20 protein-coding genes, 1 tRNA gene and 1 pseudogene are annotated in these 22,737 nt (G+C 63.7%); 14 read left to right on the plus strand and 8 right to left on the minus strand.

Annotation, left to right across the window (positions count from 1 at the left end; all coding sequences use genetic code 11):
- The 3 genes and pseudogenes from ACODSM_RS14260 to gudD form a co-directional block, all read left to right on the plus strand.
- A pseudogene (locus ACODSM_RS14260) lies at nt 1-209 on the plus strand (5-dehydro-4-deoxyglucarate dehydratase); the annotation flags it as partial.
- Nucleotides 210-294: 85 nt separating this feature from the next.
- Nucleotides 295-1,284 carry a Bug family tripartite tricarboxylate transporter substrate binding protein gene (locus tag ACODSM_RS14265; RefSeq protein WP_488805713.1) on the plus strand — a complete coding sequence of 330 codons (990 nt, stop codon included), beginning with the start codon at nt 295-297 and terminating at the stop codon, nt 1,282-1,284.
- A 49-nt stretch (nt 1,285-1,333) separates the two neighbouring features.
- Nucleotides 1,334-2,686 carry a glucarate dehydratase gene (gudD, locus tag ACODSM_RS14270; RefSeq protein ID WP_395453944.1) on the plus strand — a complete coding sequence of 451 codons (1,353 nt, stop codon included), beginning with the start codon at nt 1,334-1,336 and terminating at the stop codon, nt 2,684-2,686.
- A gap of 61 nt (nt 2,687-2,747) precedes the next feature.
- On the opposite strand, the gene ACODSM_RS14275 is transcribed toward gudD, so the two are convergent.
- A complete protein-coding gene (locus ACODSM_RS14275) occupies nt 2,748-4,277 on the minus strand; it encodes a sensor histidine kinase (protein ID WP_056064216.1) in 1,530 nt (509 codons plus the stop codon).
- A 6-nt stretch (nt 4,278-4,283) separates the two neighbouring features.
- Nucleotides 4,284-5,015 (minus strand): osmolarity response regulator transcription factor OmpR, encoded by a 732-nt coding sequence (ompR, locus tag ACODSM_RS14280; RefSeq protein WP_015014739.1) that lies wholly within the window; start codon nt 5,013-5,015, stop codon nt 4,284-4,286.
- A 217-nt stretch (nt 5,016-5,232) separates the two neighbouring features.
- On the opposite strand from ompR, the gene ACODSM_RS14285 reads away from it, so the two are divergent.
- Complete coding sequence (locus tag ACODSM_RS14285; RefSeq protein ID WP_056746745.1) at nt 5,233-5,946, plus strand: SIMPL domain-containing protein; 714 nt, start codon at nt 5,233-5,235, stop codon at nt 5,944-5,946.
- A gap of 116 nt (nt 5,947-6,062) precedes the next feature.
- Here the strand turns inward: ACODSM_RS14285 and ACODSM_RS14290 are convergent, their stop codons facing one another.
- The gene (locus ACODSM_RS14290) at nt 6,063-6,845 is read right to left on the minus strand and encodes a 3-hydroxybutyrate dehydrogenase (RefSeq protein ID WP_056064213.1); all 783 of its coding nucleotides are present in this window, start codon (nt 6,843-6,845) and stop codon (nt 6,063-6,065) included.
- 116 nt (nt 6,846-6,961) lie between these two features.
- Here ACODSM_RS14290 and ACODSM_RS14295 point away from each other — a divergent pair, with 116 nt between their 5' ends.
- From ACODSM_RS14295 to ACODSM_RS14305, 3 genes are all read left to right on the plus strand, one after another.
- Nucleotides 6,962-7,930, plus strand: coding sequence for an alpha/beta fold hydrolase (locus ACODSM_RS14295; protein WP_488805714.1), 969 nt, complete (start codon nt 6,962-6,964; stop codon nt 7,928-7,930).
- Nucleotides 7,927-10,140, plus strand: coding sequence for a RelA/SpoT family protein (locus ACODSM_RS14300; protein ID WP_488805715.1), 2,214 nt, complete (start codon nt 7,927-7,929; stop codon nt 10,138-10,140). The genes ACODSM_RS14295 and ACODSM_RS14300 overlap by 4 nt, the downstream gene beginning before the upstream one ends.
- A gap of 115 nt (nt 10,141-10,255) precedes the next feature.
- Nucleotides 10,256-10,332 (plus strand) — tRNA-Val (locus ACODSM_RS14305).
- A gap of 642 nt (nt 10,333-10,974) precedes the next feature.
- Here ACODSM_RS14305 and ACODSM_RS14310 read toward each other — a convergent pair.
- Complete coding sequence (locus tag ACODSM_RS14310; RefSeq protein WP_488805716.1) at nt 10,975-11,235, minus strand: hypothetical protein; 261 nt, start codon at nt 11,233-11,235, stop codon at nt 10,975-10,977.
- Between the two features lie 465 nt (nt 11,236-11,700).
- On the opposite strand from ACODSM_RS14310, the gene ACODSM_RS14315 reads away from it, so the two are divergent.
- The 7 genes from ACODSM_RS14315 (at nt 11,701) to ACODSM_RS14345 (ending at nt 19,698) form a co-directional block, all read left to right on the plus strand.
- Nucleotides 11,701-12,768 carry a TolC family protein gene (locus ACODSM_RS14315; RefSeq protein ID WP_488805717.1) on the plus strand — a complete coding sequence of 356 codons (1,068 nt, stop codon included), beginning with the start codon at nt 11,701-11,703 and terminating at the stop codon, nt 12,766-12,768.
- Nucleotides 12,765-13,397, plus strand: a complete 633-nt coding sequence (locus ACODSM_RS14320; protein ID WP_054257475.1) for a hypothetical protein — start codon at nt 12,765-12,767, stop codon at nt 13,395-13,397. Before ACODSM_RS14315 ends, ACODSM_RS14320 begins: the two co-directional genes overlap by 4 nt.
- 77 nt (nt 13,398-13,474) lie before the next feature.
- Nucleotides 13,475-14,560, plus strand: a complete 1,086-nt coding sequence (locus ACODSM_RS14325) for an efflux RND transporter periplasmic adaptor subunit (protein ID WP_488805718.1) — start codon at nt 13,475-13,477, stop codon at nt 14,558-14,560.
- Between the two features lie 14 nt (nt 14,561-14,574).
- A complete protein-coding gene (locus ACODSM_RS14330; protein ID WP_488805719.1) occupies nt 14,575-17,721 on the plus strand; it encodes an efflux RND transporter permease subunit in 3,147 nt (1,048 codons plus the stop codon).
- Between the two features lie 108 nt (nt 17,722-17,829).
- Nucleotides 17,830-18,219 (plus strand): hypothetical protein, encoded by a 390-nt coding sequence (locus ACODSM_RS14335; RefSeq protein WP_488805720.1) that lies wholly within the window; start codon nt 17,830-17,832, stop codon nt 18,217-18,219.
- Nucleotides 18,220-18,226: 7 nt separating this feature from the next.
- Nucleotides 18,227-19,282, plus strand: coding sequence for a DMT family transporter (locus ACODSM_RS14340; RefSeq protein ID WP_488805721.1), 1,056 nt, complete (start codon nt 18,227-18,229; stop codon nt 19,280-19,282).
- A gap of 38 nt (nt 19,283-19,320) precedes the next feature.
- Entirely contained in the window at nt 19,321-19,698 is a 378-nt protein-coding gene (locus ACODSM_RS14345; RefSeq protein WP_488805722.1) for a hypothetical protein, read from the plus strand.
- 16 nt (nt 19,699-19,714) lie between these two features.
- On the opposite strand, the gene ACODSM_RS14350 is transcribed toward ACODSM_RS14345, so the two are convergent.
- The 4 genes from ACODSM_RS14350 to ACODSM_RS14365 all read right to left on the minus strand — a co-directional run bounded on the left by ACODSM_RS14350 (nt 19,715) and on the right by ACODSM_RS14365 (nt 22,722).
- Nucleotides 19,715-20,053 carry a hypothetical protein gene (locus ACODSM_RS14350; protein ID WP_488805723.1) on the minus strand — a complete coding sequence of 113 codons (339 nt, stop codon included), beginning with the start codon at nt 20,051-20,053 and terminating at the stop codon, nt 19,715-19,717.
- Between the two features lie 65 nt (nt 20,054-20,118).
- Complete coding sequence (locus ACODSM_RS14355; protein ID WP_066695669.1) at nt 20,119-20,577, minus strand: chromate resistance protein ChrB domain-containing protein; 459 nt, start codon at nt 20,575-20,577, stop codon at nt 20,119-20,121.
- The gene (locus ACODSM_RS14360) at nt 20,574-21,494 is read right to left on the minus strand and encodes a Fe-Mn family superoxide dismutase (protein WP_488805724.1); all 921 of its coding nucleotides are present in this window, start codon (nt 21,492-21,494) and stop codon (nt 20,574-20,576) included. Before ACODSM_RS14360 ends, ACODSM_RS14355 begins: the two co-directional genes overlap by 4 nt.
- A gap of 25 nt (nt 21,495-21,519) precedes the next feature.
- Complete coding sequence (locus ACODSM_RS14365) at nt 21,520-22,722, minus strand: chromate transporter (protein WP_488805725.1); 1,203 nt, start codon at nt 22,720-22,722, stop codon at nt 21,520-21,522.
- Between the last annotated feature and the right edge of the window lie 15 nt (nt 22,723-22,737).

The raw sequence follows: 22,737 nt of genomic DNA on the forward strand, positions 1-22,737 counted from the left end.
CGGCCACGCAGCACCGGCTGCTCAAGTCGTTCTTCATGCCGTACCTGGCCATCCGCAACCGGGTGGAGGGCTATGGCGTGTCGATCATCAAGGCGGGTGCGCGCATCGTGGGCCATGACGGCGGGCCAGTGCGGGCGCCGCTGGTGGACCTCAAGCCCAGCGAGATGGAAGAGCTCAAGGCGCTGATTGACAAGCTCGGGCCGCAGTAAGCGCGGTCTGCGGATTCATTCCTTTCCTCATCCACACCCGAGGCCCCGCAGAGGGCCTGCCATCACTACTTTCGGAGACACCCTCATGTTCGTTGCCAAGAAACTGTTGCTTGTTGCTGCCGCCTGTGGCCTTGCCTTTGCCGCATCTGCGCAGACCGCCGCGCCAGCTGCTGCCACCTGGCCCGATAAACCCGTGACCATCGTCGTACCGTTCCCGGCCGGCGGTTCCACCGACATGGTGGCCCGCGCCATGGCCCTGCACATGGGCGACAAGTTGGGCCAGACCTTCGTGGTGGACAACCGCCCGGGTGCCACGGGCACACTGGGCGCGGGCATGGTCAAGCGCGCGCCAGCCGATGGCTACACGCTGCTGGTGTCGTCGCTGGGTGCCTTTGTCGTGGCGCCGCACTTGCTCAAGAGCGTGCCGTACGACGCCCTCAAGGACTTTGACTACATCACCGTGCCGGTACAGGCGCCCAACGTGCTGGTCGCAGCCCCCGGACAGAAGGCGCGCACCGTGAAGGAGGTGATCGCCCAGCTCAAGGCCAACCCTGGCAAGGTGAGTTTTGCCAGCTCGGGCAACGGCTCGTCAGACCACCTTTCTGCCGAAGTGTTCTGGCAGCAGAGTGGCACCGAAGGCCTGCACATTCCCTACAAGGGTGGCGCACCGGCCATCAACGACCTGCTGGGCGGGCAGGTGGAGTTCTCGTTCCAGAACGTGAACGCCGTGTTGCAGCACATCCGTGCGGGCAAACTGCACGCCATCGCTGTGACGGGCGACAAGCGCAGCCCTGTGCTGCCGGATGTACCCACGCTGGCCGAAGCGGGCGTGGCCGGTGCTGAGGTGTACTCCTGGCAGGGCATGGCCGCACCCAAGGGCCTGCCGCTTGCACTCAAGAAGAAGCTCGCGGACGCCGCCATCGCAGCCATCAACGACCCTGCCGTGAAAAAGCGCATGCTGGACCAGGGCCTGGAGATTGTCGGCAGCACGCCCGAAGCCTTCACCGCCTACCAAGCGCGCGAATTCGCCCGTTGGAAGACCGTGATCGAGACCCGAAAAATCACCGCTGATTGAGCCCTGCCACGAGGCGCCGGGCGCGCCTCATCCTCGTTTTCTGACCACCATGACCAACTCTTGCAATCCATCTGCCACCAGCACCCCCGTTATCACCGAGCTGCGCGTGGTGCCTGTGGCGGGCCACGACAGCATGCTCATGAACCTGAGCGGCGCGCACGGTCCATTCTTCACGCGCAACCTGCTCATCCTGCGTGACAGCGCGGGCAACACAGGCGTGGGTGAAGTACCCGGCGGCGAGAAGATCCGCCAGACCATCGAAGATGCGCGACCGCTCATCGTGGGCCAGCCCGTGGGTCACCACAACGCCGTGCTCAATGCCATGCGCGCCCAGTTTGCCGACCGCGATGCGGGCGGGCGTGGCCTGCAGACCTTTGACCTGCGCATCACCATCCATGCCGTGACGGCGGTGGAGTCGGCCTTTCTCGATCTGCTGGGCCAGCACCTGGGCGTGCCCGTGGCCGCGCTGCTGGGCGACGGCGTGCAGCGCACATCGGTGCAAATGCTGGGCTACCTGTTCTATGTGGGCGACCGGGCAAAGACCGATCTGGCCTACCGCACCGAGCCCGGCGCCGACAACGACTGGTTCCGCCTGCGCAACGAAAAAGCGATGACGGCTGAGGGCATCGTGCGCCTGGCCGAGGCCGCTTACCAGCGCTATGGCTTTGCCGACTTCAAGCTCAAGGGCGGTGTGCTGCGTGGCGAGGAAGAGGTCGAGGCCATCCGCGCGCTGCACGAGCGCTTCCCCGAAGCGCGCGTGACGCTGGACCCCAATGGCGGCTGGCTGTTGAAAGACGCCATCCGCCTCACGCGCGACCTGCACGGTGTGATGGCCTATGCCGAAGACCCCTGCGGTGCAGAAGGCGTGTTCTCGGGCCGCGAGGTGATGGCCGAGTTCCGCCGCGCCACCGGCCTGCCCACCGCCACCAACATGGTGGCCACCGACTGGCGCGAAATGGCGCACAGCCTGGCGCTGCAGTCGGTGGATATTCCGCTGGCAGACCCGCATTTCTGGACCATGGCCGGATCAGTGCGTGTGGCGCAGATGTGCCAGGCCTTCGGCCTCACCTGGGGCTCGCACTCCAACAACCATTTCGATGTTTCGCTGGCCATGTTCACCCACGTGGGCGCCGCTGCCCCGGGCCGCGTGACCGCGATCGACACGCACTGGATCTGGCAGGATGGCGAGCGCCTGACGAAGCAGCCGTTCCAGATCAGGAATGGTTTCATTGACCTGCCCGAGAAGCCCGGTCTGGGGGTGGAGCTGGACATGGACGAGGTTGAGCGCGCCCATCGCCTGTACCTGCAGCACGGCCTGGGGGCCCGCGACGATGCGATTGCGATGCAGTACCTGATCCCTGGCTGGAAGTTCAACAACAAGTCACCTTGCATGGTGCGCTGAGGCGGGTGAAAAACACAAAGCCCTCCAGTGGAGGGCTTTGTATTGGTGGCAGGGCAGGGGATCAGGCCATCCGGTCTTCCGCCCTTCGCCGGGGCAGCTGGCGCTTGACGGATGGGCGCTGCAGGCGCTGCTTGGGGTCCACGCCTTCGGGCAGGCTGGTGGCGCGCTGCAGTTGCAGGTGGGCCACCAGGCCTCCGGTGCTGGAGTTGGCCAGCGCAAAAATGCCGCCCATGCGCTGCACCGTCTTGTCCACAATCGAAAGCCCCAGGCCTGCACCCGCCGCTGCCGTGCGCGCCGAGTCGCCCCGGAAGAACGGTTTGGTGAGGTTGGACAGCTGCTCTGGCGGCACGCCAGCGCCGTGGTCGCGCAACTTGATCAGCACCCAGTTTTCGCGGCTCTTGGCGGCGATGTCCACGTTGGTGATGCCCGTGTCCTCGTTCTTGCCGTAGCGCCGGGCGTTTTCCAGCAGGTTGGAGATCACACGGGCCAATTCCACCTCGTCTGCCAGCACGTTCAGGTCCTCAGGCACCGCCATGGTGATCTGCAGCTCGCGGTGGTCCTGCACCGCGTACACACATGACGACACCACCGCATGCAGGTTCACCGGGGTCAGCGTGACGTGGTCGGGCCGTGCGTAGTCCAGAAACTTGTCGATGGTGGCGTCTAGCTGCACGATGTCGGCCACCATGTGCTCGCGGGCCACTTCGTCGGTCACGCTCATCTCGGTTTCCAGCCGCAGGCGCGCCAGCGGCGTGCGCAGGTCGTGCGAAATGCCTGCCAGCATCACGGCGCGGTCCTGTTCCAGCTTGGCCAGCTTTTGGGCCATGCGGTTGAAGCCGATGTTCACCTCGCGGATTTCGCTGGTCACCACTTCTTCGTCGAGGTGGCTGGCGGCAAAGTCACCGTCTTTGACGCGGTTGGCCGCATAGGACAGCTGCTTGAGCGGGCGGTTGATCAGCCGTGCAATGGCCGCAGCGCCGGCCAGCGACAGCGCGGCGGCCGTGATCAGCCAGATCAGCCAGGTGCGTCCCCCTGCCGGGCTAAAGCGCGAGCGGTCCATCAGCAGCCAGTTGGGGTCGCCGTTGATGTTGAAGCCGACCCACAGGCCGTTTTCCCCGTTCACGCTTTGCGCCACGATGGTGTCAGGGCCCAGGCGCATGGTCAACTCGTCGGTCAGGCGGTTGCCCAGGGCCGTCGGATCGAGCAGCGCGTACTTGTCCTTGGGCTCGCGCGGCAGGATGCGCACCCCCTCCTGGTCGGCCATGGTCTTGATGAGCGACACGCGCGCGATGGCGTCAGAGTGCACCAGCGCCGCGCGGCTCAGGTTCACCAGCGACGCAATCTGCTGCGCTGTCTGCAGCGTGCGCGGTTCAAACTCCAGCGCGCGCAGGGTTTGCAGCCACGCCAGGATGCTGCCCACCAGCAGCAGGGCCAGCAGAAAAAACGTGCGCCAGAAAAGGTTCAGACCGACGCGCGCACGCTGTTCCCGCGCCCGCCGAATGGCCTCCAGCGGGGCAGGGCTGGTGGCGTCGGAGGGGGCGGTGACAGACTTGCGGGACGAAGATCTCGGCTTGCCCTCAGTGTTGGCCATGAACTATCAGCTCGTTCCGTCCGGCACAAACACGTAGCCCACGCCCCAGACGGTCTGGATGTAGCGGGGCGCAGCGGCGTCCACTTCCACCAGCTTGCGCAGGCGAGAGACCTGCACGTCCAGGCTGCGGTCGAAGGGCTCGAACTCGCGGCCGCGGGCCAGCAGAGCCAGCTTTTCGCGCGACAGGGGCTGGCGCGGGTGGCGCACCAGGGCCTTGAGCATGGCGAATTCGCCGGTGGTCAAAGGCAGTTCTTCGCCGTTGCGCTGCAGTGCGCGCGTGCCCAGATCGAAGGTGAAGGGGCCAAAGGTGACGACTTCGTTGTCGCCCGAGGGGGCGCCCGGGGCTTCCTGGGCGGGGCGGCGGCGCAGCACGGCGTGGATGCGGGCGAGCAGCTCGCGCGGGTTGAAGGGCTTGCCCAGGTAATCGTCGGCGCCCACTTCCAGGCCCACGATGCGGTCCACGTCCTCGCCTTTGGCAGTGAGCATGATGATGGGGGTGCGGTCGTTGGCGGCGCGCAGGCGGCGGCAGATCGACAAACCGTCTTCGCCGGGCATCATCAGGTCCAGCACGATGATGTCCACCGTCTCGCGCAGCAGCAGGCGGTTGAGGGCCTTGCCGTCTTCGGCAACCATGACTTCAAAACCCTCTTGGGTGAGGTAGCGGCGCAGCAGGTCGCGGATGCGGGCGTCGTCGTCCACTACCAGAACTTTGTCGGTGCGATTGGGTGTTGTGGCCATGTTGATCTCAAGTCCAATTTGTAACAGAGCCAATTCTGACCAGTTGGAACGCCGAAGTTCGGGTTTGGAGGCCGGGTTTGACCAACTGTTACAAGTTTTGCCCAGCTTCGCACCTCGTGCGACATGGCTTTGTCAAGGGCGTCGCGCACTGCGGTTAAGGTGGTGCCCCGCACCCCTGGCAACCGGGGCGTGCACCAATGACAAGGACCGTGTGATGATGAAAAAAACTACCAAATTGATAGCTGCCAGTGCATTGATCGCCTGCGCAAGCGCCGCTTTTGCCCAAAATACACCGGCCCCTGAGCTGCGCAACGTGGTGCAGCTGTCGGCCACGGGCACGGTGGAGGTGCAGCAAGACCTGCTGGTGCTCAACCTTGCCACCAGCAAAGAGGCCGCCGATGCCGCTACCGTGCAAACCCAACTCAAGCAGGCGCTGGATGCTGCACTGACCGAGGCCAAGCGCAATGCGCAGCCCGGACAGCTGGACGTGCGCACCGGTCCGTTCGGGCTGTACCCGCGCTACGGCAAGGACGGCAAGATCAACGGCTGGCAGGGCCGGGCCGAACTGGTGCTGGAGGGCCGTGACTTTGCACGCATCACGGCCACCGCCGGCAAGATTCAGACCTTGGCGATCAGCCAGGTGGCGTTTGGCCTGTCGCGCGAGGCCCGCGCCAAGGTGGAGTCCGAGGCCCAGACCCAGGCCATCGAGCAGTTCAAGGCCCGGGCTGCCGAACTGGCCAAGGGCTTTGGATTTGCGAACTACAGCTTGCGCGAAGTGGCGGTGAACAGCAATGAAATGTCGCCCGGCCCCCGGCCCCGCATGATGGCCGCCGAGGCCAAGGCGGCGTCGTTCTCGGACTCAGCCGTGCCGGTGGAAGCGGGCAAGGCCCAGGTCACGGTGAACGTGTCGGGCTCGGTGCAGATGCGCTGAGGCCTCTGAGCTCCCTGAGTCGCTGGGTGTGCCCTGTTTGAAATAAAAACGGCTGCAAGCGCTAGTGCAATAAGCGCAGGCAGCTATCAAAAGCAGAGCGATTGCTCGGCGCTGGCTTACTGAGCAGCCCAGCCGCCGTCCATGTTCCACGCCACGCCACGCACGTTGTTGGCGGCGGGGGAGCAGAAGAACACGGCCAGCTCGCCCAGCTCCTCGGGCGTGGTGAACTGCATCGAAGGCTCCTTTTCGCCCAGCAGCAGCTTCTTGGCTTCTTCATTGGAGATGCCGTGTTCGGCGGCCTTGGCGTCCACCTGCTTTTGCACCAGTGGCGTCAGCACCCAGCCGGGGCAGATGGCGTTGCAGGTCACGCCGGTGGTGGCATTCTCCAGCGCAGTGACCTTGGTCAGGCCCACGATGCCGTGCTTGGCGGCCACATAGGCGGACTTCTGGGCCGATCCCACCAGGCCGTGCACCGACGCCACATTGATGATGCGGCCCCAGTTGGCGCTCTTCATCGCGGGCAGGGCCAGGCGCGAGGTGTGGAAGGCGCTGGTCAGGTTGATGGCGATGATGGAGTCCCAGCGTTCGACGGGAAAGTTCTCCACATTGGCTACGTGCTGGATGCCTGCGTTGTTGATCAGGATGTCCACGCGGCCAAACTGGCTGGCGCTGTACTTCATCATGTCTTCGATGTCGGCCACACGGCTCATGTCGGCGCCGTGGTAAGCCACCTGGGCGCCCGCAGCCTCGCCGGCCGCCAGCACCTCGGCACGGGGGCCATCCACATCGCCAAAGCCGTTGAGCACGATGTTGGCACCCTGGCGCGCCAGGGCCTTGGCGATGCCAAGACCAATGCCGCTGGTGGAGCCGGTGACGAGGGCAGTTTTGCCTTTCAGCATGGGAGTCTCTCCGAATGAATTACGATGCGACGACAAGAAAAAGTCGGCACTCAGGGGCAAGCGATGGGTGCCAACGACCACAGCATTATCGAGCGCTGCCCCCGGATTTCGCACCCATGATTGAACCTACGCTGAACTACGTACTGTGCCCAGGCCCCGCGGCCTCGCCGGAGACTCCAGACCGCGCACCCGCTCCCGCACAGCAGCACCGCATGGCGTATTGGGAGTGGAACGCCACCGGCAACCCGGCGCACCCGCACGTCATCGTCTGCGTGCACGGCCTGTCGCGCCAGGGGCGCGATTTTGATACCTTGGCCCGCGTGCTGAGCCAGCATGCACGGGTGATCTGCCCCGACGTGGTGGGCCGGGGACGCAGTGACTGGCTGGCCGACCCCATGGGCTACCAGATTCCCCAATACGCGGCGGACATGCTGGCATTGCTGGCGCAGTTGCACCAGCAAGCCCCCATCACCATGCTGGACTGGGTGGGCACGAGCATGGGCGGGCTCATCGGCATGGGCATCACCGGCCAGCCGGGCCTGCCCTTGCCGGTGCCTGTGCGTCGGCTGGTGCTGAACGATGTGGGGCCTGTCATCCAGTGGCAGGCGCTGCAGCGCATCGGACAGTATCTGGGGCAGCCCGCGCGGTTTGCATCGCTACAGCAGGCTGCCGATGCAATGTGGGCCATCTCCACCAGCTTTGGCCCCCACACGCCCGCCCAGTGGCTGGACCTGTCGCGCGCCATGGTGCGCGAGCTGCCGCAGTCCGCCGGAGGCGGTCTTGCGCTGCACTATGACCCGGCGATTGCCGTGCCGTTCAAGACGTTGACGCAGGAGGCTGCGGCGGCGGGCGAGGCGGCGCTGTGGCAGCTGTATGACCACATCACGGCCCAGACGTTGCTGTTGCGCGGTGCGCAGTCCGACCTGCTCTCGCGCGATACGGCGCAGGCCATGGCGCAGCGCGGGCCCCGCGCCCAGGTGGTGGAGTTTGACGGTGTGGGCCACGCGCCCACGCTGGTGGCTAAAGATCAGGTCGCCGCAGTTGTGGATTTCTTGCTGGCGGCAGAAGGCGCTGTGGCCGGATGAAAACCAACCCCCCTGCGCCAGCGTCTCTCACCCCCCAGACCGACGCTGTCCCTCAGCTCATCGCCGCCACGGCGCACACCCTGCCGGAGCAGGTGAACGCACTGGCCCGGGCGCGCGCGTTTGCCGAACCGCTGATGGCGGGCGAAACGCTCGACTCTGGCGAGAACACGCTGGCCCACGCCGATGCGGTGGCCGCCATCCTCAAGGGCATTGGCGGCTCCGAAGCCATGCAGGCGGCCAGCTATCTGGTGCATGCCTGCATCCACCTGAACAAGCCCGAAGAAGTGATCGCCAAGGCGTTTGGCGCCAACTTTGCCGCGCTGGCCGTGGAGACCACCAAGCTGATGCGCGTGCAGCAACAGGCCCGCGCGGCCGCGCCGCTGGACGACCCGGCCGTGCAGACAGAGAACGTGCGCAAGATGCTGCTGGCCTTCTCGCGCGACCTGCGTGTGGTGATGCTGCGGCTGGCCTCGCGCTTGCAGACGCTGCGTTTTCACGCGGCCAGCAAGCGCCCCGTGTCGCCCAGCCTGGCGCGCGAGTCGCTGCAGGTGTTTGCGCCGCTGGCCAACCGCCTGGGCATCTGGCAGGTGAAGTGGGAGCTGGAGGACCTGTCCTTCCGCTTTCTGGAGCCCGACACCTACAAGGAAGTGGCCCGCCTGCTCGACGAAAAGCGCGGCGAGCGTGAGGTCTACATGGAGCAGCTGCGCGCGCGGCTCGAATCCGATTTGCGCGCCCGCAGCATCAGCGCCACCGTCGCGGGCCGGCCCAAGCACATCTACAGCATCGTCAAGAAGATGCGCGGCAAGTCACTCAACTTCGACCAGGTGTTCGACATCCGCGCGCTGCGCGTGGTGGTGCCTACGGTGAAGGACTGCTACGCGGCCCTGAGCTGGGTGCACGAGCAGTTCAAGCCCATCGTGGAGGAGTTTGACGACTACATCGCCAAACCCAAGCCCAACGGCTACCAGTCACTGCACACCATCGTGCGGGACGACAACGGCAAGCCCATCGAGATCCAGATCCGCACCCAGGCCATGCACGAACACGCCGAGCATGGCGTGGCAGCGCACTGGGCCTATAAGGAGGCCGGTGCCAAAGGCTACGCAGGTGTGTCTGCGACGGGCGAGTACGACGCCAAGATTGCCGTGCTGCGCCAGCTGCTGGCGTGGGAGCGGGACCTGGCGGGCGCGTTGCCCAACCGTGGCCTGTTTGAAGACCGCATCTACGTGCTGACGCCCGATGCGGCCGTGGTGGAGCTGCCTCAGGGCGCCACCCCGGTGGACTTTGCCTACTCGGTGCACACCAGCCTGGGCCACCGTTGCCGAGGAGCCAAGGTCGATGGCGTGATGGTGCCGCTCAATACGCCGCTGCAGAACGGGCAGACGGTGGAAATCTCCACCGTCAAGGAAGGGCGCCCCTCGCGCGACTGGCTCAATGCGGAACTGGGCTATCTCACCAGCAACCGCGCCAAGGCCAAGGTGCGCGCCTGGTTCAACGCCCAGGCCACGCACGAGACCATTGCCCGGGGGCGTGAGGCGGTCGAAAAGCTGTTGCAGCGCGAAGGCAAGACTGCCGTCAAGCTCGACGACCTGGCGGTGCAGCTGGGCTTCAAGTCGGCCGATGCACTGTTTGAAGTGGTGGGCAAGGACGAGTTTTCGCTGCGCAACATCGAAACGGTGCTGCGCCCGCCCGAGCCCGTGCTGCAGCCCGACGACTACCTGCTGCTCAAGAAAACACGCACCAACGATTCGGCCCCCAAGGGCGGAGTACTGGTGGTGGGCATCGACTCGTTGATGACGCAATTGGCCAAGTGCTGCAAGCCCGCACCGCCAGACACCATCTGTGGCTTTGTCACGCGCGGTAAGGGGGTGAGCGTGCACCGTGCCGACTGCAGCAACTTCCGCGAGATGGCGGCACGCAATGCCGAACGCGTGATCGATGTGGAGTGGGGCGCGCCCAAGCCTTCGGCATCGACCGCGGTGTACCCGGTGGACGTGGCGGTGGAAGCCGCCGACCGCCAGGGCCTGTTGCGCGATATCTCGGAAGTGTTTGCGCGCGAAAAAACCAATGTGATCGGCGTGCAGACCCAGTCCGTCAAAGGCACGGCCTGGATGACTTTCACGGTGGAAGTGTCGGACTCGGGCCGCCTGAACAAGGTGCTGGGCATTGTGGCGGGGGTGCAGGGCGTCCGTTCTGCCCGCCGGCGTTGATGTGATGCGCTCGCGGGCTTGCCTGTGAGCCCGCTCCCCGCGAAATGTGTGATTTGTAGCGCGTCGAGCCCGAATGGCTGTTTTTTATGGCTATAATCGTGGTCTTGATAACGACAGGCGCGTAGCTCAGCTGGTTAGAGCACCACCTTGACATGGTGGGGGTCGTTGGTTCGAGTCCAATCGCGCCTACCAAATAACCATTGGTATAAAGCCTTCTAGATCAACGGTCTAGAAGGCTTTTTCTTTTGTTGATTCATCGTTTGGGGCTTTATTGGGGTTTTATTGATAGCGGGCGCTCAGGTGCGACTTATGAGTGATCGCCAATGTCTATAAAGGAATACGACGTCGCGTTCACATGTAGGGGCGTCCGGTAGATGCTCCTTGTGCGGTAGCTACGACTTAAATCCCCTCGACCCTATGTCGTCCCGAGCGTTTAGCGCAATATATCGCTCGATCAGCACGATCAATCGCATGATCTAGGCTGTCACCGTCGCTACACAAGGCAAGGCCGAACGAGGCGATGTCCCGAAGCGAACCTGGTGGCTGTAGTATGCGCATACTTCCGCTGATCAAATTTAACGGGGCTTGCAGGACAGCAACCATAATGACAACCGTCGCCTAAAGGCTGATTGCTGTCGTTCAAACTGAGCGATTGGATGTCCGCTAAAGCGGATGCCGGACATTGCCAAGTCACCGACCTCCTGGGCGGTGTAATCCCGGGTGAGAAGCTGTTCAGCCGTGACCTCGCCATGGACCGATCACTTGCGAAACCTGTCCGTTTGGCATGGAATTCGGATGTAACCATTCCAGTATCGCTATGATCGCGATCAATTCTCAATAGCCATTTCGTACTTCATGCGCCGACTGCTCGCAGTCATCCTGTTGCTCTCCTTCTTCTGCCAGGCCTTCGCAACGGCCCGTCAGGTGGTCGCGTTCGACCATGAGGGAGCATTCCAGGTGGTGCACGCTGAGATGCATTTGGACGGTGCCGCGCACCACCATGACGAACACGGTGTGATGCACCAAGACGATTCCCAGGAGTCGATCCAGCACATGCTCGCGGAAGCAGGCCCAGGAACCGTAGCACTTCTCCATTTCCCCTTGCTGTCGCATTCTCTCGACCGCTCGCCAGCCCCAGCAGTGACCGACGAAACCGTGAGCCCGTCACCCTATCTGGACGGTTTGCGACGACCTCCCAGACGGTTTTCCTGATCCACCCTTAGCGCCCCGCTTTTCACACGAAAGCGGGGTTGTTCATCGGTGCGGCAGTCCTTTTGATCAGGCGCTGACGCGTCAAAGATCCCGGATTGCTGCCTTTGATCGGTCAGGAATCACGTGAGTTTTGTTATTTCCAGGCTTGCGGTGCGTTGCGCCACAGGCTGCGCGTTGAGCTGCGCCCTCGTCGGCGCTGCGCTTGCGCAGTCCAACACCGCCCCTTCACTTTCTGCCACGGCATCTCCTGTGGCTCCGACACTTGCACAAGCTGTGGATGCCGCATGGCAGCGTGCTACGCAGGCTAGAGAAGCTGAAGGTCAGACGCAGCGGGTTGCTGCCGAACGGGTGGCGATCTCCAGCCCGTGGGCGGCGCCCCCAGCACTGGAGTTGTCCTACAGGGACGACCGCTGGCAAACATCGGCTGGACGCCGGGAGACTGAGGCTGGCCTGGCCTGGCCGCTATGGCTGCCTGGGCAGCGCAGCGCACGCGGCGCTGCTGTGGATGCCGATGTAGAGCTGTCACAGGCTGCCGTTCAAGCGGGGCGCCTGCATTTCGCGGGACTGGTGCGGGAATCTGCCTGGGGCATTGCCGCGCAAAAGGCCGAGGCCGACCTGGCTGACGCCCAAGTGCGATCTTTGCAGGAGATCTCCGATGACGTGCGCCGCCGTGTCAAAACGGGTGATCTGGCCCATGCGGATGCGCTTGTCGCTCAATCCGAAGCGCTGGCTGCGCAATCTGCACAGATGGCTGCACGGCAGCGTCTGAGCGCCAGCCTGTCTCAATGGACAACCCTGACGGGCATAGCCCTGGCGCCTGATCTCCCGTCTGTCCCAGTTTCTGATGGTGCTGCAGTTTCACCAGGCGGGGGGCACTTCGCCGTTGAAACGCACCCGGATGCGCGGGTCGCTGCATTGACGGTTGAACGCGCTCGCAAGCGGCTAGACGTGGTGGCCGCCACGCGGCGCGACCCTCCAGAGCTCTTGCTGCGCATCCGACAAGACACCCCCGGGCGGGGTGAGTCGGCTCAAAACAGCATCGGCGTCGGCGTGCGCATTCCCCTGGGCACAGCGAGCCGCAACCAACCGCTGCAAGCTGCCGCACTGAGTGAGCTGGACGTAGCGCTGACCACGAAACAGCGAACCGAGGAGCGGCTGGCTGCTGACGCAGCGATGGCGCAGGCTGCGGTGCACACGGCCGAGCAGCAACTGGAGGCAGAGCGCCAGCGCTCGGCACTCCTGCGGGAGCGTGCCACGCTCATTGATCGGTCTTTCAAAGCTGGAGAAACACCGCTGCCGGAGTTGTTGCGCGCGCTCGCTGCAGCTACCCAGGCCGACACCAGCTTCGCGCGCCAGCAAGTGGCTCTGGGCTTGGCCCGCGCCCGCTTCCAGCAATCTCTCGGAATCCTTCCATGAATCTCTTGAATCTATTCCCCTCTCGTTGCCGCCTCTCATTGCTGGGAACAGGCTTGGCCTTGCTGGTGCTTGCCGGAACACCCAGCTATGCCGCTCCAGGTGCGCACGGTCCCAATGGCGAGCACTTGGATGCCCCCGCTCAAGCTGGGGCCCAAAGCGGCACCGTACCCAGCTTTGAGGCTCGCTCGGAAGCCTTCGAGTTGGTGGGCCGACTGCAGGGCGGAGAGTTGTCCATCCTGATCAACCGCTTTGCCACCAACGAACCTGTGCTCAACGCCACGGTCGAAGTAGAGACGGGCAATCTCAAGGCCCCTGCCAAGTTCCATGCGGACATGGGCGACTACGCCATCGACGATGCCAACATGCTCAAGGCCCTGGCGGCGCCCGGTGACCACCCCATGGTGGTCACCGTACTGGCGGGCAATGACTCCGATCTTCTAGACGGCAACCTCAAGGTCGCGGGCGCCGCGCTCGATGACCATGGCCACTCCCACGACGACGGTCACGCCCATGGGCCCTCCCGAACGGTCTGGCTGGCTCTGGCCCTGGTCGTCCTGGCGGCGGTCGGTTGGTTCTTTGGTCGCACGCCAAAGGCTGCAGGTACGTCCTCCAAAGGAGGTGCGCTGTGAACTCATCGACGCAAAAAACCAAGGCAACCAGCATGCTCCATGTTTTCGGCTTGAGTGTCATCACGTGCATCGCGGCGATGTTCCCACCTGTTGCCGTTGCAGCGCCGGGTGCCCATGGCCCGAACGGTGAGCATCTGGACGCCCCCACGGCGGTCAACGCATCCGGTTTGATGCGGTTGCCAGACGGTAGTGTCAACGTTCCGATGCTCGCCCAACGGCGCTTGGGCATCCGCACGCAGTTGACACCGGAAACCCAGGCCGCAGCCACCATCGAGTTGTCGGGCCGGGTGGTAGTGGACCCCAATGCGAGCGGTCGGGTTCAGGCAATCCATGGGGGCCGCATCGAAGCGGCCCCTCGCGGGCTACCGGTCGCTGGCCAGACCGTGCGCCAGGGGGAGGTGCTGGCCTATGTGGCTCACCACGCAGAGCCCTATGCCTTGGCAAACCAGCAAGCCCAATTGGCAGAGTTGCGTAGTGGCCGAGAACTGGCTGCACAGCGTGTGCAGCGGCTGCAGTCCCTCGAGGGCACGGTGCCACGCAAGGAGATCGAGGCGGCACGTGCTGAGCTGCAGAGCCTCAGCGCGCGCGAAAAAAGCATTGGCGCGAGTCTGGCTGCACGAGAGGCCTTGCTGGCCCCCGTCTCCGGGGTGATTGCAAGGGCTGATGCGACCAAAGGCCAGGTGGTTGAGGCCCGCGAAGTGTTGTTCGAGGTGATTGACCCTGCACGCGTGCTGGTGGAGGCCACTACGGCAGATCCTGGCTTGCCCGCACGCACGGGTACAGCCCACTTGCAGGGGGTGCCTGGCGTCAAGTTGCAGCTGATCGGCGCTGCGCGTAGCTTGCGCGATGGCGTGCTGCCAATGACCTTCAGGGCGGTCACGGAGCAATCGGGCAAGGCTTTGCCGCTGGCGGTCGGACAGCCCGTCACCGTCGTGGCCTGGCTGAACGAGCAGATCAAAGGCTTCGTCCTGCCTGCGCAGGCCGTCGTGCGCAACAGTGCCAACGAACCGGTGGTTTGGATCAAGTCCGGTGCTGAGCGCTACATTCCCCAGCCGGTGCAGTACCGGTCCCTGGACGCCGCCACGGTGGTCGTCACGCAGGGCCTGGGCGCTGACAACCGCGTGGTGGTGCAAGGTGCACCGCTGATCGCACAGATCCGCTGAACGGAGCCCACGCAATGTTCAATTGGATCGTAAGGAACAGCCTTCACAACCGCCTGTTCGTCCTGGCGGTCGCGGCGCTGCTGATGGTCTACGGGGCTATCACCGCGTGGCGCACGCCAGTCGATGTCTTTCCCGACCTCAACAAACCCCTGGTCACCGTCTTGACGGAAGCCGGAGGTATGGCACCCGAAGAAGTCGAGCAACTGGTGACATTCCCTCTGGAAACCGCGCTCAACGGTATGCCCGGAGTCACGCGGGTGCGCTCTACGTCTGGTGTGGGCCTGTCCATTCTCTATGCCGAGTTCGATTGGGGGACCGACATCTACCGCAACCGCCAGCTCGTGGCGGAGCGTCTGGCGCTGGTGCGGGAGCAAATCCCGGGGGGCATCACGCCCGTCATGGGGCCAGTGTCTTCCATCATGGGCGAAGTCATGCTCATTGCTCTGCCCTTGACGGCAGGCGATGGCAAATCCCCTGCAGCGACACCCATGCAGGCCCGCGAGTACGCGGACTTCGTGCTGCGCCCCAGACTGCTGTCGATTCCAGGGGTGTCTCAGGTCATCCCTATCGGCGGCGAAGTACGCCAGCTGCGGGTGGAGCCGGACACCGCGCGCATGGCGCAGTTCGGGGTGACATTGACGCAGATCGAGCAGGCCCTTCGAGGCTTTGCGGGGAATGCGGGCGGTGGCTTCATCGACCTCAACAGCCGTGAATTCCTTATCCGCCACATCGGTCGCACCAATCGTGTCGAGGACCTGCAGGGCGTGGCGGTGGCGTGGAAGGATGGCCGGGCCATCTTGCTGGAACAGGTGGCCAATGTCCGGTTCGCTGCAGCCATGAAGCGTGGCGACGCCGGATACAGCGGCGCGCCTGCCGTCATCGTCAGTGTGCAAAAGCAGCCAGCGGCCGATACCGTGCAGCTCACCCATGCCATCGAGGCAGCATTGGGGGACCTCCAACAAGGGCTGCCAGTGGGGTTGGCTGCTCCCAAGGTGTTGTTTCGCCAGGCGGACTTTATCGAGGCGTCCATCGGCAACGTGACCGAAGCCTTGCGTGATGGCGCCATCATGGTGGCCATCGTGTTGTTCGCCTTCCTGTTGTCCGCGCGAACCACGCTGATCTCGCTCGTGGCAATTCCCTTGTCGCTGGCCGTAACGGCCATGGTGTTCCGGCTACTGGACCAGTCCATCAACGTCATGACTCTGGGTGGCCTGGCCATTGCCATTGGCGAACTGGTGGACGACGCGGTGGTGGATGTGGAGAACATCCTGCGCAGGCTGAAGCAAAACCGTGCCCAGGGCAATCCACTGTCCATGCTGGAGGTCGTGCGCCGGGCGAGCGTGGAAGTCCGCTCGGGCATCGTCTACGCCACCGCCATCGTGGTGCTGGTGTTTGTGCCGCTCTTTGCGCTGCCGGGCATTGAAGGACGCCTGTTCACGCCCCTGGGCATCGCCTACATTGTGTCGGTGCTGGCATCGATGCTGGTCTCGATGACGGTGACGCCCGTGCTGTGCCTTTACCTGTTGCCGGGGATGAAACGGTTGGACCATGGTGACAGCACCCTGGTCGCCTGGCTCAAGCGGCGGGATGCGCAAGTGCTCAGCTGGTCGTTTTCTCGCGCCAAGGTGCTGATGGCTGTCGCTGCACTGGCGGTAGCTGTAGCAGCTGCAAGCGTCCCGTTTTTTCCACGCGCTTTTCTGCCTGCCTTCAATGAGGGTTCGCTGGTGCTGGGCATGGTGTTCAACCCAGGCACTGCGCTGGCGGAAGCCAATCGCATGGGCGCGTTGGCGGAGACGCTGATCGCTGAAGTCCCTGAAGTCACCCAGGTCGGGCGCCGGACGGGACGCGCCGAGCTGGATGAACATGCCGAAGGCGTGCATTCGGCCGAGATCGACGTGGACCTGAGGCGATCCGCACGCGACCGAGAAGCCGTCATGGCGGACATCCGTGCCCGTTTGGCCGTCCTTCCGGCCCAGGTGGCCATTGGCCAGCCTATCTCCCACCGCCTGGATCACCTCTTGTCAGGGGTGCGGGCGCAGATCGCGCTCAAGATTTTCGGCGATGACACGGACACCTTGCGGGGCCTGGCTGAGCAGATGCGCCAGGGACTCTCGGGCGTTCCAGGGCTGGTGGATTTGACGGTGGAAAAGCAGGTGCTAATTCCCCAGATCACGGTACGGCTGGATCACCGCAAGGCTGCGCAGGTCGGACTGTCCCCGGGGGAGGCTGTGCGGGTCCTACAGGCCCTGACAGATGGGGCCCATGGTGCGCAGATCGTGGATGGACTTCGCCGCTATGAACTGGTGCTGCGCCTGCCCGATGACAAACGCAGCCCGCAGGATCTGGCGCGCACACTGATCGACACGCCTGCGGGGCGGATACCGGTCTCATCGATTGCGTCGGTGGAGGAGACCGACGGCCCCAACCAGATTGGCCGGGAAAACGGCCGTCGCCGCATCGTCGTTTATGCCAACACGGACGGCTCCGACATGGGCCGCGTCATCGGCGACATTCGTGCGGTGATGGCCAAAACACCTCTGCCCCCTGGGACGTTCCTGAGCCTCGAAGGGCAGTTCCAGGCCCAGGAGCAGGCCATGCAACTGATCGTTGGACTGTCGCTGGTGTCTTTGGCGATGATCTTTCTCGTTCTGTACGTGCGCTACAAGTCGGCTGTGCTGGCCGGGATCATCATGGCCAACATTCCGCTTGCGCTGATTGGCAGTGTTGCAGCGATGTGGCTGGCGGAGGTGAGTCTGTCCGTGGCCTCCATGGTCGGCTTCATCACGCTGGCGGGCATTGCTACGCGCAACGGGATTTTGAAGGTCAGCCACTACATCAATCTGTGCAAGTTTGAGGGTGAGGTCTTTGGCCAACCCATGATCGTGCGCGGCTCGCTGGAGCGGTTGACCCCGGTGTTGATGACGGCGCTGGTGGCTGCCTTTGCGCTGACCCCGCTGCTGCTGGCGGCCGATGCTCCCGGCAAGGAGATTCTCCATCCGGTGGCGGTCGTGATTTTTGGTGGACTCGTCAGCTCTACCTTGCTGGACACGCTGCTGACGCCCGTGATGTTCTGGCTTTTTGGCGAAAGAGCCACCCGGCGCCTAGTTGAGGGCGGCAGCGCACAAGCCGAAAGCGAACCCCTAGGCCAGGAGGCCTATTGATCCCTCACTGCGACTGTATTACTTCCAACTTTTTGATAGAGGCCTCGGAGCGCTGCCTTTTGAAGCGCTCCAGTGAAACAAACTCAACGAAAGGCGACCCAAATGATCATGAAAAAGAACTTCTCCCAACTGATAGCAGCCACCGCAATCGTGATGGCATCCCTGGCAAATGCGCCTGCTGCCATAGCCCACGGTGCCGCCGCCCCTGTGCATGGCGGAGTCGTTCAAACCGCTGCCGATTTGTCGTTTGAGTTAGTCGCAACTACCGATGGCGCGAATATCTACCTCCAAGACCACGGCAAAGATGCGGATGCCTCACGGTTCGAGGGCAAGCTGACAGTGCTCAACGGTGCGGATAAGTCCGAAGCGCCCCTGAAACCTGCAGGTGGGAACAAACTGGAGGCCAAGGGAGTTACCTTGTCCAAAGGGGCGAAGGCAGTCGCGGTGCTGACCACCAATAGCAAGAAGAGCATCACGGTGCGGTTCACCGTCAAGTAAGGCACCCATGGCGAGCGAATCTCTGTCCCTGCCAGCTTTGCGAGGCGGCCTGCTGGCCTTACTGGCTGCGGCCTTGTTCGGCATCAGTACACCCATGGTCCAGCGGCTGGGTGCAGGGCTGGGGGCGTTCACGACGGCCGCCCTGCTGTACGCAGGAGCGGCTGTCGTCGGTGCCTTGTCCCTGCGGACTGCAGCCCATGAGGCAAGGTTGCAGAGATCCGATGCCTGGCGTCTCATAGCTATGGCGGGGTTCGGTGCCGCTCTGGGCCCTGTCGCCCTGTCTTGGGGCCTGCAACACACGAGCGGCGCCAGCGCGTCTCTCATGCTCACCTTGGAAGCTCTGTTCACCGCCACGTTGGCATGGTGGCTGTACAGCGAAACCATGGACCGCCGCGTGTGGGCCGCCATGCTTCTGTTGCTGGCGGGCGGCATGGCCTTGGTCATGGACCAGGGCCTGCAGGGCGGCACGCAGTTGCTCGGTCTACTTGCCGTGCTGCTGGCGACAGTGGCCTGGGGCGTGGACAACACCTTGTCCCGGGGACTGGCTGAACGCGATCCCAGCCAGGTCGTGATGGCCAAGGCTTCGCTGGGAGCCGCTGCGACGGCCGGTCTTGCCATGTTGTGGGGAGAGCCATTACCCTCCCTGACGGCTGCTCTAGGGCTCTTTGCCGTGGGGGCCACGGGGTATGGCTTGAGTCTTCGGTTCTACCTTCTGGCACAGCGGGCTTTTGGTGCGGCGCGGACTGGCTCCGTGTTTGCCTTCGCTCCCTTCATTGGTGCGGCTGTAGCTTTCGGCTTCGGCGAACGGTCTGCGGGGTGGTTGATGCTGCTCGGTGGCGTTCTGATGCTTGCGGGGGTGCTGCTGCATTTGGCCGAGAGCCACGGGCATGAACATACGCATGAGACGATGGAACATGAGCACGCCCACCGTCATGACGATGGACATCATTCGCACTCGCATGACGTGATGCCGACGGGGAGCCATAGCCACGCGCACTTCCACGAACCAGTGACCCACGCCCATCCCCACGCGCCGGATATTCACCACCAGCACAGACATTGAGCCGATCAGATGTCCCAAGTCTGTCGAATGGAACTTTGATGATGAAGAAAACGATGCTTTCGCTGGTTGCGGCGTTGGCATTCCTGATGATTTCGGGCTGCAGCACGCCCGTCTACGAGAATCGGTTCGCTTGGAACGAAGGCTGGAGAGTCGGCAAAGTGACCAAGTTGATCCCAGCAGATGAATTCTTGAAGATGGGCGGTTCTCGCTGCATGCAATTGGATCTCGGTCCCACCGACCAAGTTGCAGTCATCCGATGGCGGCAAGTCACCCGAACCCGTGGGTACTTCGCCAAAGTGGACCCGGGCTCCGGCATGGCTGTGGGCGACGAGGTCTACTTCAATGCCTGGGACTGTGACCAACCGAAGATGGTCCGCAAGGTTCCCCATGGGCCTCAGACGGAGCGCACGCTGTAGAGGCTGACGAGACTCTTCACCGAGCCGGGGGCGTAATGTTCTTTCTGACTGTGCCTGCGTACACCACGCTCCCGGCATCGCGGTACTGCAGTTCTCCCCCCAGACGAACCACGTCAAAGCACACAGGGGCCTCTTTGCTGACCTCGGGCAGCAGCAGGCACAGTTGGTTGTTCTGCGCGCTCCAGCGTCCGCTGCGCGTGCGGCCGTTCTCTGAACGCTCCAGGCGCCCATCTAGAAAGTAGTCATGCCCCCAATGGCGCCCATCGGTGACATGGTGCCCGCCGAGCGTGGCACGGATTTGCGCCGTGGTCAGTTTGGCTTCAGGGGGCGCCGCGCAGGCGAAGGGCACAAGCATTCCGCACAGGACATGCGCACACAGCGCCCAGATGAATTGGCGGAGCAACCGCACAACACCCGCTGTCATGCCGCCACGCTCGGCGGCCAATTGTGGGTTTCAGCCTGGCAGGACTTACACCACGCATAGAGTGCGTCGTACATCACCATGCCATGCCTGAGCATCTCGTGGTCGTCGCTGAAGGTCTTGGACAGGCCCAGCGACAGCGCATAGAGGCCCGACGATTGCGGTGCCAAGTCCAGCCTGGAGGTATCCGCGCCCCGCACGATCACGGCCAGTTGCTGCAAGGCGGGATCGGTGAGTTCGTACTTCTTGAGAAAGGCGTCGAAGCTGCACAGGTCACCGTCGTGGGTCATTTCCACGCCAGGCACGTCGTAGGGGATCGCTCCCGTGTCCTTTGCCACCTGAAGCACCGAGGCAGAAGGCACATAGAGGAATTCAGGCTCTTTGTCGATGAAGCGGGCAATGAGCCAAGGGCAGGCAATGCGGTCGATCTTCGGGCGCTCGCGGGTGACCCATTTCATGCTACACCTCCTTGTGTTTCCAGAGGCAGGCCAGCGGCTTGCCAGGCTTCAATACCGCCCACGATGTAGCGTGCATCCATGCCACGTGCCCGGAGCGCCAGGACGGTAGAGCGGCCAATGTCCTTGCCGCGCAAGCAATACAACAGCACCGGCTTGGTGGCGTCCAGTTCTTGGCTCCACTCCAACACGCGCGACGGGTCGCGCCAGGACGCTCCTGCAATGACCTGCGGGCTTTGCAGATAGTCCTCCTCACGTCGCACGTCAAGCGCACCTGCCGCTCCGGCCAGCGCAGCGCCTGTGTCGATGCCAAATGCCAACGCATCCGCCTCGACGGCCGCCCCGTAGCGCTTGTATACCTTGTCCCACTGGATGTTGGCCATGAAGGCATCGACATAGGCTACCGCCTTCGCGCCGAAATCCATGTGGTAGGCGTGCTCGTACATGTCCAGCGCCAGCACGGGCGTGGCGCCCGCCAGGAGGTGCGTGTGGTCGGCCGCCCAGTGGTTGATGAGGCGGCTTTCACGCGAGGACCAAGACAGCAGTGCCCATCCAGATCCGCCGCCCATTGCTTTGGCCAGCCCCATGAACTGGCTGCGCCACGCCTCGACGGAGCCAAAGTCGCGCGTGAGCGCGACGGACAAACCGCAGGATGGCAGCACGCCGTCGCCGCCCAGGTTGTCGAAATACAGCTCGTGCAAGAAGGCCGAGTTGGCGGCGATCAACTCCTCCCGCTTGAGACCGTTGATGGTAAAGGTCGCTGCGGCACTCCAGTCCAACACTGCGAGTTCGCTCCGTATGGCGTCCAGGCGCTTGACGGCACCCGCGTAGTTGTTTTCGTGGTGGCTGGTGATCAGGCGGCTCGACAGGCCAGAGAGTTGATCGGGGTTCAGCGTCAGCGGGCGGAGTTGGTAATTCATGATGTTCTCCATCAAATGGTCAGTGTCAGACGTGGGCAACCAGCGGATAGACGACCAGGCCCATCAAGGCGGCGGCAAGCACCACCACAGGCTCGGGCAGCTTCTTGAACCGCCACAGCACCGCAGCGGTGGCGAGAAACAGCGCAGCGGTGGGCAGATCAACGATGGACCGCTGTCCGAGTACGACTACGGCCCCTGCAATGGCCCCCACGGCGGCGGCGGTGACGCCATCCACGAAAGCGACCACGCCGGGATGCTTGCCATGCTTTTTGAAGTACGGCGCCGGGATCACTGTGAGCAGATAACAGGGCAGAAAAGTCGCTGCTGCCGCGACGACCGCGCCCCAGAAGCCGCTGGTCAGGAAGCCGATGAACCCGGTGGTGATAACGACCGGACCTGGGGTAATCATGGCCACGGCCACGGCGTCTACGAACTGGCGATCGGTCAGCCATGCGTACTCTTTGACCACCCCGCCGTAGAGGAACGGCACGATGGCCAGGCCGCTGCCAAAGACGAATGCCCCTGCATAAGTGAAGTACGCGGCAATCTGCCCGAGCTTTTGCCAGTCGAGGTGGTCCAGGCTGAGTGCCCCGGCGATGGGGGCTGCCCATGCCATGCTGTGCAGCCGCCCCCCAGCCCGCTTCAATGGGCCGCGCACGGCCCACACCAACAACCCCGCGCCGAGAAAGACCCAGATCACTTCGGACTGGGTGGCAATGGTCACGCCCGCGCTGACCAGGTAGATGGCCCCGAGCAGCCTGTCCTTGCCCACGCTCTTGGTCGTGAGCTTGTAGGCACTCAAGGCAATGATGCCGATGACGGAGGCGCCCACGCCATAGAAGACTGCCTGCATCCAGGAGATGCCGCCGTAGGCTTTGTAGGCAGCCCCCAGTGCCACCACCATCGCAAAAGACGGCAGCACAAACGCCACGCCGACCAGCGTGGCGCCCCACAAGCGGAAATGCACATAGCCGAGGTAGATGGCCAACTGCGCAGCCAAAGGGCCTGGCATGAGCTGGGCCAGGGCCATGCCCTCCTTGTAGTCGGCATCTGAAATCCAGCCGCGTTGCTCCACCAGATCGCGGTACATGTAGCCGACCAGTGCCACGGGGCCACCAAAGCCCAGCGTGCCCAGGCGCAGCATGTACAGCACCAGTTGCCACAGCGTGTAGACAGGAGCACTGGTAGTGCTGGCATCCGGCGCTGCCGTTACCTTGGGATCGTTCATGTTCATTCCTGAGGG

Source organism: Acidovorax sp. FG42, assembly GCF_057809195.1.